This is a genomic window from Algoriphagus terrigena DSM 22685 (assembly GCF_000429445.1).
In the GTDB taxonomy this organism is placed as follows: domain Bacteria; phylum Bacteroidota; class Bacteroidia; order Cytophagales; family Cyclobacteriaceae; genus Algoriphagus; species Algoriphagus terrigena.
In genome coordinates, this window is the sequence record NZ_KE386904.1 from 239,353 (window position 1) to 257,487 (window position 18,135).

The following is an 18,135-nucleotide window of genomic DNA, read 5'->3' on the forward strand; positions in this document are numbered from 1 at the left end:
GGAAAGCCGCTGATGGATTTTTACTGGATTTGAGCTATTCCTTTCCTACTTTAAGTGAAAATTGACCACCATGTATAAACCTTTACTTTGGGCGTTTTTTGCCCTTTTGTTGAGTCCTGCGGCCTTGGCTCAGGAAGATTATTACTTTCCGGGGGAAAAATTCGATCCCGCTATCCCGGCTCCCTCGCAGTTTCTTGGTTACCAAATCGGAGAATGGCACACGCGCTATGATCTGATCGTGAAGTACTTCGAAAAGCTGGACCAGGTAAGCGAGCTCGCACAGCTCCAGACCATCGGCTACACCCACGAGCATCGCCCGAAGGTGATTCTGACACTCACTTCAGCTGCCAACATGGCCAATCTGGAGCAAATCCGCCTCAAGCAAATCCAACTGGCCGATCCTAGCCAGTCTAAACCCGATGTGAATTCCATGCCGTCCATCGTGCATCTCGGCTACGGAGTCCATGGGAATGAACCCTCCTCTGCCGAGGCTGCGATGCTGACTGCCTATTGGATCTTGGCTTCGCAGTCAGATTTGGCTAAAAATCTCAGAGAAAATTCAGTCGTTCATATCGATCCCACGCTAAACCCCGACGGCCGTGATCGCCATAGCCTCTGGGCCAACTCCAACAAAGGCTTCCCTCCCGTGGCTGATCCGATGGATCGAGAGCACAATGAAGCCTGGCCGGGCGGTCGTACCAATCACTACTGGTTTGACCTCAACCGCGACTGGCTTCCTCTCGCCCATCCCGAATCCCGTGTCAAGGTGGAATGGTACCATCAGTGGTATCCTAACGTGACTACGGATTTCCATGAAATGGGCACCAACAGCACCTATTTCTTCGAACCGACCAAACCGTACGGTTCGGAAAATCCCGTCGTGCCCCGCAAAAACTACGATGACATCAACCCGCGCTTTGCGAAGTATTTTGCCAAATACATGGATGAGATCGGCGCGCTCTACTGGACCAAAGAGGTCTTTGACAACAGCTATCCGGGTTACGGATCCACCTATCCGGATATCCATGGCGGCTTGGGATTGGTCTTTGAAACCGCAAGCTCCAGAGGGCATGTGCAGAGCAGCCAGCGGGGTGACATCACCTTTGCCTTTACCATCCGCAATCATGTCGTCAACTCTCTCGCCACGATGGAAGCTGCCTTGGACAATCGGGTTTACATGCACGACTACCTACGTGAATTCTTCGAAAGTGCGAAAGCAGAAGGCGCAAAAGACGGGGCAAAAAGCTATGTCTTTGGGGATGAATCTGACGAAAGCAGAAACCGGCTATTTGTGAAGTTTCTCCTGGATCACAAGATCAAAGTCTACGAAAACTCGGCCGATCTGACCATTTCAGGTCAGGCCTTTAAGAAAGGAAAATCCTGGATCGTCCCCACCAATCAGACGCAATACCGAATGGTGCGGACGATGTTTGAATACGAAAAAGAATTTGCAGACTCGGTCTTCTACGATGCCTCAGCCTGGACCATGGCGGCAGCTTATGGAATGCCTTTTTCGGCCGCAGCTGGCGCAAAAGCCGGATCGGAAATCACTGAAGTTTCTGCTTCAACATTCACTTTCCCAGAAGGAAAAGCCTACGCCTATCTAATCGATTGGTCGGATTACTACGCGCCAAAGATGCTTCATGAGCTGCAAAAGGCAGGAATTCACGTGGAAGCGGTTCATGGAGGTTTTTCCTCCCAAACCCAGGACGGAAAAGTCGACTTCGCTGCAGGAACCCTCATGATCCCGATGGGCTTTCAAAAGCTGAAGCCTGAAGAAGTCAGTGGCAAAATCAAAGAATTGGCGGCCAAAAACAATCATAAAGTCTATGCTGTCACCACCGGCCTCAACTTGAGCGGGATCGACTTGGGCTCCAATCTAGTCTCTGCCATCGAGCAACCGAAAGTGCTCATGATGGTAGGCAACGGGATCAGCGCGGGTGAGGCGGGAGAGATCTGGAACCTGCTGGATCAGCAGTTTGGCATGCCGATGACTAAAGTAAATTCAGATCAGTTTGGACGCGTCAATCTCTTCGATTACACGACGTTGATCTTGCCTTCCGGAAGCTATAATTCACTCTCTGAAGGTCAAGTCAACCACCTGAAGGACTGGATCAACCGCGGCGGAACCGTCATCTCGATGAAAAGTGCTTCACTTTGGTTGAACCAGAAAGAGATCACCAAGGAAGTTGCCGTCGAACTGGAAGATGCGCCAAAGGACCCGGACTCACTGCCATTTGCTGTCAGAAATGATTTCGAAGGAGCCAAAGAAGTGGGCGGAAGCATCTACCTCGCCGAGTTGGATCTGACTCATCCGATTGCTTATGGCTATCATGCGAAAACCCTCCCGGTCTATCGGAACTCCACCATTTTCATCAAACCCGCTGAGGACAAATACCTCACACCCGTGAAGTATTCGGCAGGTCCGCATTTGGGTGGCTACATCTCCAAAACCAATCTGGACAAACTGAAACTCAGCGCTGGCGTGGTGATTTCGTCAGTAGGTCAAGGTCGAGTCATTCATTTCTTCGACAGCCCTAACTTCCGTGGCGCGTGGTTTGGAACTAACAAGCTGTTTATGAATGCGATCTTTCACGGAGAAAATATGAATTAAAGAATCTGAAGTGGGAGATTTGATCTCCAACACTGACTCATTAAGAATAAAAAAGCCGCTTAGCGATTGCAAAGCGGCTTTTTTATTTGCTGGGTTTGTCTACAACTTGAACTGGATCGGCAAGACCATCTGGGTAGCGACAGCAACGCCGCCCTGCTTGCCGGGAGTCCACACGCCTGAGTTCTCGACCATCCGTACAGCCTCTGCATCGCATCCGCCACCAATCCCCTGAGTGACCTCAATCGCACTGACTGTGCCATCAGATTTCACCACAAAGGAAACCAAAACCTTTCCCTCGATCCCAGCTTTCCTGGCCTGTTTGGGGTATTTTAGGTTTTTGATCATGTAGTCGGTCAGACCTTCAATGCCGCCTGGAGGCACGGGCATTTCGTCCACTGAGTCATGGACGGTCTCTTGTGCGTTAGTCTCGACCGGATTGATCATCCAGGCCATCGCAACCAACATCATACACAGCAATTTAGAAACAGCTTGATTTTTCATAATATTATAATTTATAGAGTTTTGAACAATTGATATTTATACTACAAAACCGAAGTTAGCTCAACTTAAACCTAATCGGTACTCTCATCCTGCAGTTGACCGCTTGCCCCCTCTGCTGAGCAGGGCTCCATTTTGGAGAGTTTTGCACGATTCGCAAGGCCTCCTCATCCGCGCCCGCTCCGATGCCTCGCAAAATCTCCGCATCAGAGACGGATCCATCAGAATTGACCACAAAAGCCGCGATCACAGTACCCTCGATTCCCATAGTTCGAGCTTGCTGGGGATATTTCATATTACCTGCCACATAACTACTCCAGCCTTCCATGCCTCCGGGAGGAATGGCCGGAACCTCAGTGATGTCGAAGATTTCTTTGTTGTCTTTTCCCACATCGTTTATCCTCGCCGTGATATTGGTCGGACCGATGCTTTGCTTAGCCTCTACCTGTGTAGGTCCTTCGATTTCCTCCTCGGGAGTGATCTCGCAGGAGGTCGACAGAAGCAGGACACATACAGCCGGAATCCACGCCAGCTTACTGATTTTCAATACATTCGTGTTCATAATTTACTTGGTTTTTGGTTAAAATTTAGATGTAGTTTCCCTGCCTTCGGATTTTGTCCGAAGGAAAGGGAGGTCTTGCAATTGATTTAAGATTAGTTTACCTGGATGCGGTAGGGAGGTAGCCGATCACCACGACGCCTTCTTTGCCATAGAGTTTAGCGATTGCAGTTTCCCTGCTTCTGGCCAAAGGATTAGAATCAGACGCCCCACTTAGTTTAAATTGGATCGGCATACTCATTCGCGTGTTCACAGCTTCTCCACCGATCTTGCCGGGTGCCCAGTTTGGGCCGGCCGAGACCACACGGACCGCCTCCTGATCACTTTCTCCGCCGATGCCCCGCAAGATTTCGACATTGTGGACAGATCCATCCGCGTGGATTTCAAATCCGACAATCACCGTTCCTTCTACACCTGCCTTCCGGTCGTCTTGAGAGTATTTTATGTTTTTGGACAGGTAGGCATACCAGCCATCGTCACCGGTCTCGGGTCTTGGATTTTCCTCCACCCGGTCAAAAACGGGATGACTTTCAGCGGAAATCGATGAAACAGTCTGAGAAAAAGCCTCCTGCTGACAGCCAAGGTTGACGATCCCCACTAAGATTAGTAACCGAAATAAAACTTTATTTTTCATAGCTCTATGGTTTTTTAGTAGATGTATGGGTAAAAAAACCAGGAATGAAGGCTGACCTTGATGCCTGGATTTGTTCTCTTTTTTGTTGAAAGACTCTGCTTATAAATCAATCATACGCTACTACGACCACCTGTGGCTTTACACCGGTTGTCATTTCTTCCGCAAGATCAGAAGCGATTGACTTATTGTCGCCTAGCTTGAACCGGATCGGCAATCTCATACGCGTCACCACTGCCCGGCCCCGCTGTCTTCCGGGCTCCCATTTTGGTGAATTGAGGACGATTCTGATTGCTTCTTCGTCAGCGCCACCACCGATGCCACGGAGGATTTCCGGATTGCGAACCGTGCCGTCTTGGTGAATCTCAAACACCACGATGACCGTACCCTCAATACCCATTCTGCGAGCTTGATAGGGATATTTGAGGTTTTTTGAAAGATATTGATTCCAACCTTCCATTCCTCCCGGAGGATTTGGCTGCTGCTCCACCACGTCAAAGATTTCGTTGGAGGCGGAAATATTGAGCGTTTCGGTAAAATTATCCACCAGCTGCAACTGGGGATCGATATCGTCTTTTTCGCAGGAAAAGACAAACAACAACAATCCCACAGCAGGAATCAAGGCCAGAAATCGGAGTCGCTGAAAGGGCGCTGACGCGGATCTGCCCATCATCTGAATGCGTTTTTTGGTCTGAAACTGGTTGAAGTTGTTCATAAACTGCCAACCACGTTTGGCTGTGATCAATTGCAGAAGCAGCGTAGCGTATTCCTTGGGTGCTACTTTGCTCGTGACTCCCTGATCCGCCTGAAACTCGTGAACTTCACGCAGTGATTTTTCAAAAAGGTAGATCATCGGATTGAACCAAAACACGACCTTGGCGAAATTCACCAGCAACAAGTCCCAGCTGTGCTTCAACCGCACATGAACCGACTCGTGGGTCAGGATCTGCCTTTGTCTTGGATCCTGCGGATCAAAATCCGGCATGAGGATGTAATCGAAAAAGGAAGCCGGAACAAACTCCGGATGTATCGCCACCCAGAAATTTTCGAAGCGCTTCATCTTTGCCTGACCGAGCAACTTTTGGGAAGCCATGAAACCGAAGATCAACCGCGCTGTCGTCAAAACAGCACCTACCACGTAGATCCAGAGGATGATTTCGGTCCAAGAAAGCGAAAGTCCCATAGCAGGATTCACCTGCTCTCCAACTTGGAATACCGGCAAGGTCATCTCTGAAACGTCGCTGCCGATCCCGAAAAGCTGGAGACGAAGCAATGGAATCGTCGCTGAGAGAAGCAACAAGCAAATCAGAATCGACCTATTCCAAGCGAAAAAGGTCAATCCGCTCAGCAAAGCCCGATAGATCACGAGAGAAATCCCCAGACAAATGGAGACCTCGACCAGATATGCCAGCAGCGCGTTCATTACTTGGAGGGCTCGTCCATCTTATCTATCATGTCCTGCAGCTCTTTCACTTCCTTGTCAGAAATGTTCTTTTCCTTCACCATAAACGAAAGGAAATTACCGACCGAACCGCCGAAGAAATGGGTTACCAGTCTGTTGAAGCTCTTTTTGCTATAATCTTCCTGATTCACGGCGGGCTTGTAGATATTCACCGTGCCGTACATTCTGTGTGTGAGGTAGCCTTTGCGTTCGATGTTTTTGATCGTCGAGGCCAAGGTGGTGTAGGGTGGCTTCGGTTCAGCGATCTGATCGAGTACATCGCGGATCAGCAATTCTCCCTGGGCCCAGAAGATCGCCATGATCTGCTCTTCGTTTTGATTTAATTCTTCCATAAGTGAAAGATAAAAAACCCGGAAATACTTTCCTACGATTTTTTCGTATATCTACTTCGCTGAAGTATAAATTTGCATTCTGAGCCAAGAAACATGTAAATTCCTAAGAAAACGAGGCTGGAGATTAAAATAATTTCAAGAGATCGATCGCCGAGACACTCTCCCTTGTCAGTCGTCTTCGTCAGTGATGATGACTGTCTGGGACAAAACGGGAGTCACCACAAAATATCCCAACACTTCCGGATCTCCCTGTATTACGGTGATGTTGGTGTCCGGATTTTGGGGTGGCGGACTGAACAACCCTCCGTCATTGTAGAGCAGATTCACCAGTTGATTAAGGTACTCAAAGGCGTTTCTGTTGAGTCTGAAAAGCTCCAACCGAACTTTGTCATTTTCCTCAAATGCGTATCCCAGCTCAAGTCCCTCTTCAAAAAACTGCAATCCGAACGTATCGTCAAAAAGCAGGTAATCTTCGCGTCCGTTTTTCAAGGTGTCGTTTTCAATGACCTTTATCCGATAGTTGTTGTCCTCGGTAAAAGGGATTTGGCCATACACCTTGATATAATATCCCTCATCTCGGAACACGCGCTCTTCTTCATAGTTCCAGGTGACGCTGTCGACTTTGGGGGGCTGCAGCATCAATCCCTCAGAGGCATAGACATTGTCTTTCCATTTGACGTTGAGCTGATAGCTTTCACCCACGATGGCACGATCCTGAGGATTGGCGGGGCGATAGAGACCGCTCCCCTGCAGGAATATAAACGGAATCAACCTCCCGCTACTGGCAACGGTAATCGACACCTGCGCGTCGTCAATTACAGTCACTTCGAGCGAATCATAGTAATCCTTCGAAAGTGTCAGCCTCACTTCGTTGAAGACTGACTGGTCGGTCCAATAGCCCTCAATGGTCGGGACGAGCTCTTCTTTTTCTCCCAAGGGTAAAGTCACTTCCTCCTGGCAAGACCAGCATAAAATAGCCAATAAAACTCCTGTTATTCTTTTCATATGATTATAATTCTCTTTTCAGAGGCCACATGGAATGCCCCAAATAATCATTCCCCTTGTTTGAGAGCTTTTCTGATGGGCATTTCATCAGAACTGGAAATTATAGGTAAGTGAAGGAAGGAACGTGAAAAGGTAAGTCATGACTACCCCAGGCTTGGCAGAAATGATCTCCCCATCCGAAGGTTCAAAGTTGATGTCGTCGTTGTAGATAGTCCTGAATTCATACGCAAACGGATTTTTCCGACCATATAGATTGTAGATGCTGAAATTCCAGCTCCCCCTCCATTTCCTGCCCTTGTCGGCGTTTTTCCAGGTGACCGAAGCGTCCATTCGATTATAGTTGGGAAAACGGTCCAGATTGCGTGAATCCGAATAAAGCGGAACGGACTGGTTGTCCACTTCATATGAGCCAACCGGATAGGAAACCGCCTGACCCGTGGTGTAGACGAAAGTCAGACCAGCCGACCAGCTTGGAGAGAACTCATGATTCAGTACCAAAGTCAAGTCATTAGGTCGATCAAACCGGGGATTGTACGCTTCGTTTCTGCTGACACCGTCGATCTTTCTCCAGGTGCGAGACCAGGTATAGGCCAGCCAGCCGGTGGTCTTGCCGACATTTTTGCGCAGCAAAAATTCCACTCCATACGCCCAGCCTTTCCCTGCAAGCAGTTCTGTTTCGACCTGGTCTGTGAATAGCACCTGTGCACCATTTCTCAGATCGATGACGTTATCCAGATCTTTATAGTATCCCTCGACCGAAAATTCCCAGCGGTTTTGGTTGAAATTGTGAAACAATCCGACCGAAATCTGGTCGCTCCGCACCGGCTCGATGTACCTTCCCGACAGAATCCATCGGTCGATCGGCAACCCAGCAGAGCTGTTGGATGCAATCTGGATGTACTGAAAGTTGCGGTTATAGGCTGTTTTGACCGAAAACTGCTCGTTGATCAGGTAGCGAAAAGCGATCCGCGGTTCCAGACCTTGGTACGCATGCATCTTCTCAAGCGTGCCATAACTCAACGTATCAGACACCTCCACATCCGGCCCTGGAACACCTCCCTCATAAAGGTAGTCGACGCCCTTTCCTACCTGACTGAATAGCCCCCATCTTAATCCTCCTTCCACGCTCAGTTTTGGAGAAAAGGCATACTGGCCGCTGATAAAAAGATTGTTCAAGAGCCCGTTTTTTGGGTTGGTGACGATCTCTTCGATGGCGCTGTTGGGTGCTGGCTCCAGATCCACCGGAGCAAAATTGTAGTATTGACTGTGGATACCCCAGTTCAACTCCGTCTTAGAATCCGGCAAAAAAGTCCAGATCGCCTTCAGTCCGCTTTCAGAGAGCTTGTTGGTCCATTCAAAGCCGTTGTCCGGATCCTCAAACTCCACACTGTAGCTATAGCGGGAATGATACCCTTCCAGGTCGAAAAAGAACTTTTCTGAATGTACTCTGCTCCAGGCCGCCGAACTCACCCAGTTGGTCCAGCCCAATCCAAACTCCTCGTCAAGTCCCAGAAAGTCGCTTCCCTGATAGCTGGAGACGGTAATTTTATCACGGTCATTTAGGACAAAGGCCAACTTCCCGCTCAGGTCGTGGAAATTGAGTTTGTTGTTTTTAAGATTTTCATCCGAGGAAAGCTTTAAAAAGACATCTGCATACGTCCTGCGGGCACTTACTATGAACGTCGAATTTTTCCCAAAAAGCGGCCCATCCAACGTCAGTCTGGACGAGATGCTGCCAATGCCGCCTTCGCCTCTGATCTGCTTGTTGTTGCCTTCGCGCAACGAAACGTCGATCAGCGAAGCCGCTCTCCCGCCAAAGGAAGCCGGCATATTGCCCTTATAGAGATCCACGCTTTTGATGCCGTCAGGATTGAAGACCGAGAAGATCCCAAAAAAGTGCGAAGGATTGTACACAGGTGCTCCATCGAGCTGCACGAGATTTTGGTCAGCTGAGCCACCTCTGACGAAAATCCCCGTGGTGCCTTCTCCCGCTGACTTTACGCCGGGAAGGAGCTGTAGACTCCGGAGCAAATCTACCTCGCCAAACAGGGCCGGGATATTTTTGATCGTCTCGATCGGCACGGTCGACTTCCCCATCTCCATGTTTTTGACCTGCTCATCCGGTCTTCTTTCCTGGATAATGATCTCATCCAAGGACATTTCGTCTGGCTTTAGGAAAAAACGGATGGACTTCTCGGCCTCCTTCGCGCTGATGATTCGGACGGACTTCTCGTAGCCGACGTAAGAAATGACCAGCTTGTTGGGGAAATCGATGGCTTCCAATTGAAATTTCCCGTCCAAGTCTGACACCACCCCGGCGGTACTGTTTCCTTCCCAGTACACATTCGCGCCGACGAGCGGTTCAGAATTACTGGCGTCCACGACTTCACCCGAAATAAATCTTCGCTCCTGCGAAAATGCCTGATAGCCAAGGCTTGTCAAAAAAAACAGGGTCAGAACTCTGAAAAAGGACATGAAGTAATTTTTTGTACGAACTCTGTCAAGCCAACGACCGGTTGGATTTAATGTTTGTTAATTCTGCCAAAAGATTCGCCGTCAGTGAATCAATACGCAAAACCAGACTTTCAAAGTTAGGTTTTATTCCTAATTTCAGGCCATGATTTGGGCATACCCTGACATCAGACTCACCCTCTTGCTGGCAGGAGTCTTTGTACTTCTTTACCTGCTTTATCTCACAAGATTCTGGGCCATCAACCGCAAGTTGAAGGTGGAGAAGCAGCGCCTGTTCACCAAACTGATCATTCGGTCAGCGTACTTCATCCTTTTTTTGATCGCTTTCGCAGGGCCCTCTATTGGTAATTCCTTCAAAGAAGTCAAAGAGGAAGGCAAAGACATCTTCATTGCAGTCGACCTTTCGCAGTCGATGAACGCGACAGACATCGGCCCCAGCCGCCTCCAGCGGATCAAATTTGAATTGAAAAATCTCATCAAAAGCTTCCCTTCAGACCGGATCGGGCTGATTATCTTCAGCTCGGAAGCATTCATGCAGTGTCCACTGACCTTCGATCAAGCGGTCATCCAGCTCTACATCGACGGGCTGAACACCGGCCTAGTCCCCAATGCCGGCACCGATCTGACTGCGCCGCTGAAGATGGCGATGGATCGCTTTATGAAAGATGAAAGTCAGGAAGTAAAGGCAAAATCCGTCATCCTGATCTCTGATGGGGAAAACTTCGGAGATGATTTTGAAAGCATCGTTTCAGAGCTCGCAGATAACAATATCAAGGTGTTTTCCCTCGGGATAGGAACTCAAAAGGGTAGCCAAATCCCGCGAGGAAATGGGGTCATAATAGATCCCGGTACTGGAGAGCCCGCCATATCCAAGTTGGAATCCCAGTCGCTGCGTCTGGCGTCTTCCGAGACCTCGGGTGAGTACTTCGAAATCTCCGACGAAGCCCAGCAAATCGGCGATCTTGTCTCGGCCATTGACCGACTGGAGGGTGGCGTTGCCAATACCCGAATGGTGGAAGCCAGCTCCAACAAGTACTTTTATTTCTTGCTGGCAGCGTTGGGACTGGCGCTTTTGGATATGATTTTACCCATCAAAACAATCAAACTTTGATGAACTCGAGCAAGTTGATATTGGCTGCTTTGCTACTTATCCCGAGTTCTTGGACGCGGGTCACTCGACTCAACAACGCTATCAAGACCGCTGAAAAAAGCTATTCCGAAGCCAACTACGAGCAGTCCGTTGCCGATCATCTGGTCCTGGTCAACGAATTTGAATACAAATCTTCGGAACTTCACTTCGATCTGGGGCTTAGTCACCAATATGCCGAAAAGGTGGACGAAGCACTCACCTGGTACGACCAGACTACACAAAGTCCCAACAAGAAGCTGGCGTCTTTTGCCTTCAACCAAAGTGGGGTGATCACCGGTAACAAAAAAGAATACGAGGCTGCACTCAGCAAATTCCAATCTGCGCTGATCCAGGATCCGACCAATGAGCAGGCACGATACAACTATGAAATGCTGGCCCGCTGGCTGCAAAGAGACGAAGAGCGCAAGAATCAGGATCAGAATAAGCCGGAACCGTCCGACTTTGCCAAGCGCAAAAAAGCCGAGGCAGATCGATTGGTGGAACAATTCAACTTCAATGATGCGTTAAAAGTAATGCAAGACGCGATGTCACAGGATTCTACTGTGGCTGCCTATCAGGATTTTATGACCACACTTCAGGAGGTAGTTGAGATCGATGAAAATTAAACTGCTTGTATTCACATTGGCCGTTTTTCTGTTTTTCACAGAAAAAACACAGGCTCAGTCCGCCGGAGACTACTTTAATCGGGCGGCCCGCTCCTATGTGAAAACCGAAAAAGAAAATGCGCTGAAAGAAGTCAACGACGGCTTGGGCAAATACCCCGAAGACGCCAAACTCAAGGCTTTGAAAGAAAAGCTGGAGAAAGAACAGGAAGACCAAGAGCAGGAAAATAAGCAAGATCAGCAGCAGCAACAACAAAACCAGGAGAACCAAAAGCCGGAGAGCGAAGGCGAACAGGGTGAAAGTGATTCGCAGGAGAAGGACGGTGAACAAACTGAGGAAGACAAAGCTAAAGAAGGTCAAAAAGGTGAAAATCCTTCCCAGCAAAGTGAAGAAGCGGGCGAAAATGCCAACGACCAGATGGACGCGAATCTAGCAGACCGACAGAAGAAGCTCGAAGAGATGCGGGAAAAGCTGAAAGGTATGAATCTCACTCCCGAGCAAGCCGCCCAGATCTTGGAATCTCTCAATGCCGCCGAACTCCGCTACATTCAAGACAACAAGAAGAAACCGACGCAACGACCTAAGCGGGGATTGCCGGATTGGTAAAATGTGGGATGTTGGATGTAGGGTGCCAGATGTTGGATGTAGGATGTCTGATGTCTGATGTCTGATGCTGTTTGTAGAATGTTTGGTAGCAGTTAGAGACAAGGTGTTTTGTGCCTTTGATAAGATTGGCCGCCAGATAAGTTCACCCCAAATCCAATCATCATTCAACAATTCTCATCCCACAATAGGCATCAACTCTCGAGCACCCCTCATCCAACATCAATCATCCCGCATCTAACATAAACCCAAATAGCCATGATCAAAGAAGTGTACATCGTCTCCGCCGTCCGCACTCCTATCGGGAGTTTTGGAGGAAAGTTGGCAGGAATGACTGCTATCGAACTCGGAAGCATCGCCATCAAAGGTGCTTTAGCCAAATCCAGTGTTGCCCCTGAAGCTGTCAATGAAGTGTTTATGGGAAACGTGATCTCGGCCAATCTCGGTCAGGCTCCCGCCAGACAAGCGTCGATTGGCGCTGGGATCGGCTACAATGTTCCCTGTACCACCATCAATAAAGTCTGCGCGTCCGGTATGAAAGCTGTGATGCTCGCCGCCCAATCCATCATGCTCGGCATCAACGATGTGGTCGTAGCCGGCGGGATGGAGAGCATGTCCAATGTCCCCTACTACGTTCCAAAAGCCCGATTTGGCTACAAATACGGAAACGCCGAGCTGACCGACGGACTGGTGAGAGATGGACTTTTTGAAGTTTACTACAAGTTCCCGATGGGAAACTGTGCCGAAAACACGGCCAAGGAAATGAATATTACCCGCGAGGAGCAAGACGCTTACGCGATTCAATCCTACAAACGCTCTGCGGAAGCATGGGAAAAAGGGATGTTCAAAGACGAAATCGTCCCGGTGGAGATGATCGGAAGAAAAGGCGAGACCATCCTGATCGACGAAGATGAAGAATTCAGAAACGTGATGTTTGACAAGATCCCGTCGCTTAAACCTGTCTTCGACAAAAACGGAACCGTCACCGCTGCCAATGCATCCACGATGAATGACGGCGCGTCGGCTTTAGTCTTGGTGAGCAAAGATAAAGCGGAAGAACTCGGATTGAAACCTTTGGCAAAGATCCGCGGATTCGCGGATGCTGCTACGGATCCGCTTTGGTTTACCACCGCCCCTGCTCTGGCCATCCCAAAAGCACTGAAGCACGCTGGAGTATCAGCAGACGAAGTCTCCTACTACGAAATCAACGAAGCCTTCGCTGCCGTTGCCATCGCCAACCAGCGTGAGTTGAAGTTAGACAATGACAGGCTAAATATTTTCGGCGGAGCTGTTGCCCTAGGCCATCCGCTGGGAGCATCCGGCGCTCGAATCATCACGACCCTCAATTCCGTCCTTCACCAAAAATCCGGCAACATCGGCGTAGCGGGTATATGCAACGGCGGCGGCGGCGCTTCGGCGATTGTGATTGAGAGGATGTGAGACGGCTCATTTGAATGGTTTACAAAAAAGGCCCTCGATAGACCTCGAGTGCCTTTTTTTTGACTTCGATTTTGGCGTCGAAAAATACGACTGCAAACTGATCACTGAGACTGCTCACTGCCTTCCGGCTTCGGAAATCCACTGGTAAACTCCATCTCCAACTTTTCCTTTCCACCAATCACAAACATCGCTTCCACACCGGGGAGACTTTCAGCAAGGATTTTGGCTTTCTCATGTCCCATGCCCATAAATGCCGTCGCCAGCGCGTCCGCTTGAGTCGCAGAGGGCGCCAGAACTGACACGGACACCATGCTATGACTTACCGGATAGCCTGTCTTTGGATCGATGAGATGAGGTCTGCGGTTTCCGGCTTCGTCGATGTAAAACTTCCTGTAGTTGCCCGAGCTGCTGATCGAGCGGTTGTCCAGCTCCACCTTGGTGAGCATGGTGCTGGTCACACCCATCTCCGCCTGCGCCGGATCTTCGATTCCAATCGTCCACAGCGTGTTTCTTGGATTTATTCCCTTCGCTTTCATCTCGCCACCGATTTCCGCCATGTAATTGGCAATCTTATTTTTCTCCACCACCTCGACCAGTTTATCGATCGCATAGCCTTCACCCAATCCCGTAATATCGAGCATCACGCCCGGTTTGGTGGCAAAATATCCGGAGTCCGTCACCGAGATCAATTCATCAAAACCGATAAATCCGATCAATTCGGCGACCTTCAGCGAGTCCATTTCTTCCCTTTTCTCAAAAGAAAAACCCCAGGCTTTGATCAGCGGAAAGAGCGTCGGTTCAAAATAGCCTTCAGACAGCTGGTTGTATTTGGCTGCCGAATCCATCATGTCTTTGAAAGTAAAAGATGGATTCAGAAGTTTTCCCGAACGGTTAAACTCCGACACTTCAGACTCCTGTACGTAGGAATTGGCCGCGGCATTGATCAGCGCGAAAACCGAATCAAACTCGGGCTGCAGATCCTGTCCCAAGTCTTCAACCTGAATGCGGTAATAGGTACCGAACATTTCACCTTCGTAGGTTTTGAAGGCTTTTTCTTTCTCCGAGCAGGAGCCAAAACCGATCAGCGCAATTAGGAAACAGATCAACTTGAGTCTCATATTTTGTGAATTGGGCCAAGGTCGACAAGGGCAACTTTAGGCCAGAACTAGAAATTTTGCCCAAAAATAGTCAAATTGAACTCCTTCCCCGTTAATTTTCCGGGAAGTAAATTCACCCGAGCGAGGACTTCTCTCCTGCTACTTCTCAATTGATTCTGCCCATGACCCGATCTATATCAAAAGCTTTCCTTCTGAGTACAGTTTTCGTCCTATCCGCTTGGACGGCTGGGTTCGCTCAGGACACGCTTCGGACCTTTTACGACGAGGATTCGCTGCATGTCAAAGAAATCCTCACCAAGATCAACGGCAAAGCGGAAGGTGTCGTCCGGCTTTTTGATCCGACCGGCAAGTTGATCCTGATCGGAAACCTCAAAAATGATCAACGAAATGGCTTTTTCTATGATTTGGATCCCGACACGGGTGACACGCTCCGAATCGTGGAGTTTCACAACAATCAGCGGGAAGGCAAGGCACTGAGCTACTTTCCCGGAGGCAAACTGAGTCAAGAGTCGACCTTTGTCGGCAACCAGCTCGAGGGACCTTTGACCTCTTACCTCGAAGATGGCACAGTCCGCGAGCGAGTCAATTTCAAGAACAACAAGCCTGAGGGCATTTCGGAGGCCTTTTATCCTTCGGGAAAACTCAAATCCAAACACACGTTCGTCGCCGGGCAGTTCGACGGAGTGAATGAAGAATACGCGGAAGACGGGCAGCTGATCTCCAGCACGAGCTATTCCAGGGGAATCCTAAATGGTCCGGAAGCTCACTATTTCCCTGACGGGAAAGTCAAATCAAAGCGAAATTTTGTGAATGGGAACATTGAGGGAGAGTATGTATTATACTTTCCCGATGGAAAAGTAGAGCGGAAAGGCTTCTACAAAAAAGGCAACCCTGAAGGTGAGATGAATGAGTACTTCGCGGATGGCAGTGTGAAGATGCAGGCTGTTTATTCGAAAGGCGTTCCAACACGTCCCATCCTCTATTATCACCCAAACGGCCAGATTCGGCAGCGGGTGACTTTTGACTCCTCAGGAGAAAAAATCCGGGAAGAAAACTTCTACGCCAGCGGAAAGCCCTACTCGGTGGTTCCGTTTTCGGGCGGATCCGAACACGGAGAGGTCAAGATTTACTTTGAAAACGGCAACATCAAGGAAATCCGCTCCTATAGCTATGGTCGACTCGACGGCAAACAGGAAACGTACGACGAAGCGGGCACTTTGATCAAAAGCGAATCCTACGACAATGGAATTATTGTCAAGAAAACCTGATAATCTGAGGCAGGGGAAATCCATTTTTCTATTTTTGCCGAAACAAATATCAAATGAGCAAGGCCATCAAGGAAACCCATTTCAATTTTCCAGGACAAGTGGGTTTTTACAAAGGAAAAGTACGGGACGTCTATATGTTTGACACGGAACTCGTAGTAGTGGCTTCCGACAGAATTTCGGCGTTTGACGTGGTCCTTCCCGAAGCCATTCCCTTCAAAGGCCAAGTATTGAATCAGATTGCCGCCGGTTTTCTGAAAGCCACCTCCGACATCGTTCCCAACTGGGTGACAGCTACGCCGGATCCAAGTGTGACGATCGGAAAGCGCTGCGAGCCTTTCAAAGTAGAGATGGTCATCCGAGGTTACCTAGCCGGACATGCCGCCAGAGAATACAAATTAGGCAAGCGAGTGCTTTGCGGTGTTGCTTTGCCCGAAGGGCTCAGAGAAAACGACAAACTCCCCGAGCCGATCATCACCCCGACCACCAAGGCTTCTGAAGGTCACGACGAAGATATCTCAAGAGAAAATATTCTAGCGCAGGGTATCGTCAGCGAGGCGGATTACCTGATCTTGGAGAAATACACCCGGGCGCTTTTCCAGAGAGGTCAGGAGATGGCTGCGGCGAAAGGACTCATCCTGGTAGACACCAAATACGAGTTCGGGAAATTTGGAGAGGAAATCCTGCTGATTGACGAAATCCACACGCCGGATTCCTCCCGCTATTTCTATGCAGAGGGATATGAAGAAAATCAGGCGCAGGGAATCGCCCAAAAACAACTGTCCAAAGAGTTTGTGAGACAGTGGCTGATTGCCAATGGTTTTCAGGGCAAAGGCGGACAGACCGTGCCGGAAATGACCGAGGAAATTGTAGAAAGCATCTCGGATCGCTATATTGAGCTCTTCGAAAACATCACCGGGCAAACCTTCGTGAAAGCGGAAACCGAAAACATCGAGTCAAGAATTGAACGTGCGATTCTGGCTCACTTGGGCCACTAAAGCCAATATTAAAAACTATGAAATCGAGCATAACCAATGGCTCGAGATTTCAGACAATCTTAAAAAGCAAATTATAGCCCTATGAAATACACAATCGATAAGAAAGAGCAATATGTAGTCTTCACTCCACTGGAAGAAAAGATTGACTCTTTGCTTGCTCCAAAGTTAAAGTCCGAGTTGCTAACCATCCATGCAGAAGGGTATCCAAATGTCGTATTGGACATGAGCCAAGTGAAATATGTAGATTCCAGCGGACTCAGCGCCTTGCTGGTTGGAGACAGAGAATTTGGTCGAAATGGCGGGATTTTCATCATCTCCGGAGTTCAGGATCATGTGATGAAGTTGTTGAAGATCTCCATGCTCGACAAAAAGCTGAACCTGGTCAACACACTCGAGGAAGCTGGTGAAGCGATCTTCATGCACGAAATTGAGGGAGGCGAAGAGGAGGAAGGAGCTTGATTCCGGATTTTGAAGTCACCATATTAGGTAACACCTCTTCCATCCCAGTACATGGAAGAAATCACACTGCCCAAGTCGTCAGATTTGGGCAGGAGTGTTTATTGATAGACTGTGGCGAGGGGACGCAGATCCAGATGCGGCGGTACAAGGTCAAGTCTTCCCGCATCACCCACATCTTTATTTCGCATCTCCATGGCGATCACTACCTGGGTTTGATGGGCGTGCTGTCCAGCTACAACCTCTCCAAAAGAACCAAACCTCTCACGATCTTTGGCCCCAAAGGTCTGGACGAGATCATCACCACTCAGTTTCGCTGGAGCAATACCAAACTCACCTACCCGCTCGCCTTTGTGGAAACCCGGCCCGACGGATTGAATCTACTGCTCGATCATCCGAGATTTACGGTTTCCAGTTTCCCGTTGACGCATCGCCTGCCGACTACTGGTTTTTTTATCCAGGAGAAAGAAGGATTCAGGAGCTTGATTAAGGAAAAACTTGCTGAAAAGAAAATTCCGCTAGCGGCGATCCAAAGTCTACGAAAAGGGGAGGATTTTACAATAAATGGGACTACGTACTCATTGGAGGAATATACGCATCCCCATCCGCCGTTGAGAAGCTACGCGTTCTGCTCCGATACGTGCTACGAACCTGCACTTGCCCGCTATCTGAGCGAGCCAACACTGCTCTATCATGAGTCCACTTTTATGGAACTGGACGCAGCCCGTGCCGCCGTCACATTCCACAGTACAGCCAGGCAGGCTGCTGAGATCGCAAATTTAATAAAAGCAAAAGCACTGATTTTAGGCCATTTTTCCTCCCGATATGTAGACCTGCAGCCGATGCTCGAGGAGGCACAGACGGTCTTTCCGACTGCCGAGTTGAGCGAGGAAGGCCAGAGTTATCCAGTCTAAGAGCTCAGTCGACTG

The 18,135-nt window shown here is 49.1% G+C and carries 16 protein-coding genes and 2 pseudogenes; 9 read left to right on the top strand and 9 right to left on the bottom strand.

Features of this window, described 5'->3' with window-relative positions; translation table 11 throughout:
- Positions 1-70: 70 nt before the first annotated feature.
- Complete coding sequence (locus tag G459_RS0124895) at positions 71-2,614, top strand: M14 metallopeptidase family protein (RefSeq protein ID WP_026970003.1); 2,544 nt, start codon at positions 71-73, stop codon at positions 2,612-2,614.
- 99 nt (positions 2,615-2,713) lie between these two features.
- Here G459_RS0124895 and G459_RS0124900 read toward each other — a convergent pair whose 3' ends face one another.
- The 8 genes and pseudogenes from G459_RS0124900 to G459_RS0124930 all read right to left on the bottom strand — a co-directional run bounded on the left by G459_RS0124900 (position 2,714) and on the right by G459_RS0124930 (position 9,576).
- Positions 2,714-3,115 (bottom strand): energy transducer TonB, encoded by a 402-nt coding sequence (locus tag G459_RS0124900; protein ID WP_026970004.1) that lies wholly within the window; start codon positions 3,113-3,115, stop codon positions 2,714-2,716.
- Between the two features lie 55 nt (positions 3,116-3,170).
- Positions 3,171-3,674 carry an energy transducer TonB gene (locus G459_RS28575; protein WP_051315423.1) on the bottom strand — a complete coding sequence of 168 codons (504 nt, stop codon included), beginning with the start codon at positions 3,672-3,674 and terminating at the stop codon, positions 3,171-3,173.
- A gap of 97 nt (positions 3,675-3,771) precedes the next feature.
- A complete protein-coding gene (locus G459_RS29280) occupies positions 3,772-4,305 on the bottom strand; it encodes an energy transducer TonB (protein ID WP_051315424.1) in 534 nt (177 codons plus the stop codon).
- A 190-nt stretch (positions 4,306-4,495) separates the two neighbouring features.
- Positions 4,496-4,810: pseudogene (locus G459_RS30715) on the bottom strand (energy transducer TonB); the annotation flags it as partial.
- A 174-nt stretch (positions 4,811-4,984) separates the two neighbouring features.
- Positions 4,985-5,725 (bottom strand): annotated as a pseudogene (locus G459_RS30720) (M56 family metallopeptidase); the annotation flags it as partial.
- Positions 5,725-6,096 (bottom strand): BlaI/MecI/CopY family transcriptional regulator, encoded by a 372-nt coding sequence (locus tag G459_RS0124920; RefSeq protein ID WP_026970006.1) that lies wholly within the window; start codon positions 6,094-6,096, stop codon positions 5,725-5,727. The pseudogene G459_RS30720 and the gene G459_RS0124920, both read right to left, overlap by 1 nt.
- 168 nt (positions 6,097-6,264) lie before the next feature.
- On the bottom strand, positions 6,265-7,101 hold the full coding sequence (locus tag G459_RS0124925; protein WP_026970007.1) for a DUF4249 family protein: 837 nt from the start codon (positions 7,099-7,101) through the stop codon (positions 6,265-6,267).
- An 87-nt stretch (positions 7,102-7,188) separates the two neighbouring features.
- Positions 7,189-9,576, bottom strand: coding sequence for a TonB-dependent receptor (locus G459_RS0124930; protein WP_051315425.1), 2,388 nt, complete (start codon positions 9,574-9,576; stop codon positions 7,189-7,191).
- A gap of 142 nt (positions 9,577-9,718) precedes the next feature.
- Here G459_RS0124930 and G459_RS0124935 point away from each other — a divergent pair, with 142 nt between their 5' ends.
- From G459_RS0124935 to G459_RS0124950, 4 genes are all read left to right on the top strand, one after another.
- Complete coding sequence (locus G459_RS0124935; RefSeq protein WP_026970009.1) at positions 9,719-10,684, top strand: vWA domain-containing protein; 966 nt, start codon at positions 9,719-9,721, stop codon at positions 10,682-10,684.
- Positions 10,684-11,328: a hypothetical protein gene (locus G459_RS0124940; RefSeq protein ID WP_026970010.1), complete on the top strand. Its 645-nt coding sequence runs from the start codon at positions 10,684-10,686 to the stop codon at positions 11,326-11,328. The genes G459_RS0124935 and G459_RS0124940 overlap by 1 nt, the downstream gene beginning before the upstream one ends.
- On the top strand, positions 11,318-11,932 hold the full coding sequence (locus G459_RS0124945) for a hypothetical protein (protein ID WP_051315426.1): 615 nt from the start codon (positions 11,318-11,320) through the stop codon (positions 11,930-11,932). Before G459_RS0124940 ends, G459_RS0124945 begins: the two co-directional genes overlap by 11 nt.
- Before the next feature lie 258 nt (positions 11,933-12,190).
- A complete protein-coding gene (locus G459_RS0124950) occupies positions 12,191-13,369 on the top strand; it encodes an acetyl-CoA C-acyltransferase (RefSeq protein WP_026970012.1) in 1,179 nt (392 codons plus the stop codon).
- A gap of 101 nt (positions 13,370-13,470) precedes the next feature.
- Here G459_RS0124950 and G459_RS0124960 read toward each other — a convergent pair whose 3' ends face one another.
- On the bottom strand, positions 13,471-14,487 hold the full coding sequence (locus tag G459_RS0124960; protein ID WP_051315427.1) for an FAD:protein FMN transferase: 1,017 nt from the start codon (positions 14,485-14,487) through the stop codon (positions 13,471-13,473).
- Between the two features lie 161 nt (positions 14,488-14,648).
- Between G459_RS0124960 and G459_RS0124965 the strand changes: the two genes are divergently transcribed.
- From G459_RS0124965 to G459_RS0124980, 4 genes are all read left to right on the top strand, one after another.
- Positions 14,649-15,755 carry a toxin-antitoxin system YwqK family antitoxin gene (locus tag G459_RS0124965; RefSeq protein ID WP_026970014.1) on the top strand — a complete coding sequence of 369 codons (1,107 nt, stop codon included), beginning with the start codon at positions 14,649-14,651 and terminating at the stop codon, positions 15,753-15,755.
- Positions 15,756-15,808: 53 nt separating this feature from the next.
- Positions 15,809-16,750 carry a phosphoribosylaminoimidazolesuccinocarboxamide synthase gene (locus G459_RS0124970; protein ID WP_026970015.1) on the top strand — a complete coding sequence of 314 codons (942 nt, stop codon included), beginning with the start codon at positions 15,809-15,811 and terminating at the stop codon, positions 16,748-16,750.
- Between the two features lie 81 nt (positions 16,751-16,831).
- The gene (locus G459_RS0124975) at positions 16,832-17,209 is read left to right on the top strand and encodes an STAS domain-containing protein (RefSeq protein WP_026970016.1); all 378 of its coding nucleotides are present in this window, start codon (positions 16,832-16,834) and stop codon (positions 17,207-17,209) included.
- Positions 17,206-18,120 (top strand): ribonuclease Z, encoded by a 915-nt coding sequence (locus G459_RS0124980; protein WP_026970017.1) that lies wholly within the window; start codon positions 17,206-17,208, stop codon positions 18,118-18,120. The genes G459_RS0124975 and G459_RS0124980 overlap by 4 nt, the downstream gene beginning before the upstream one ends.
- Positions 18,121-18,135: the final 15 nt, after the last annotated feature.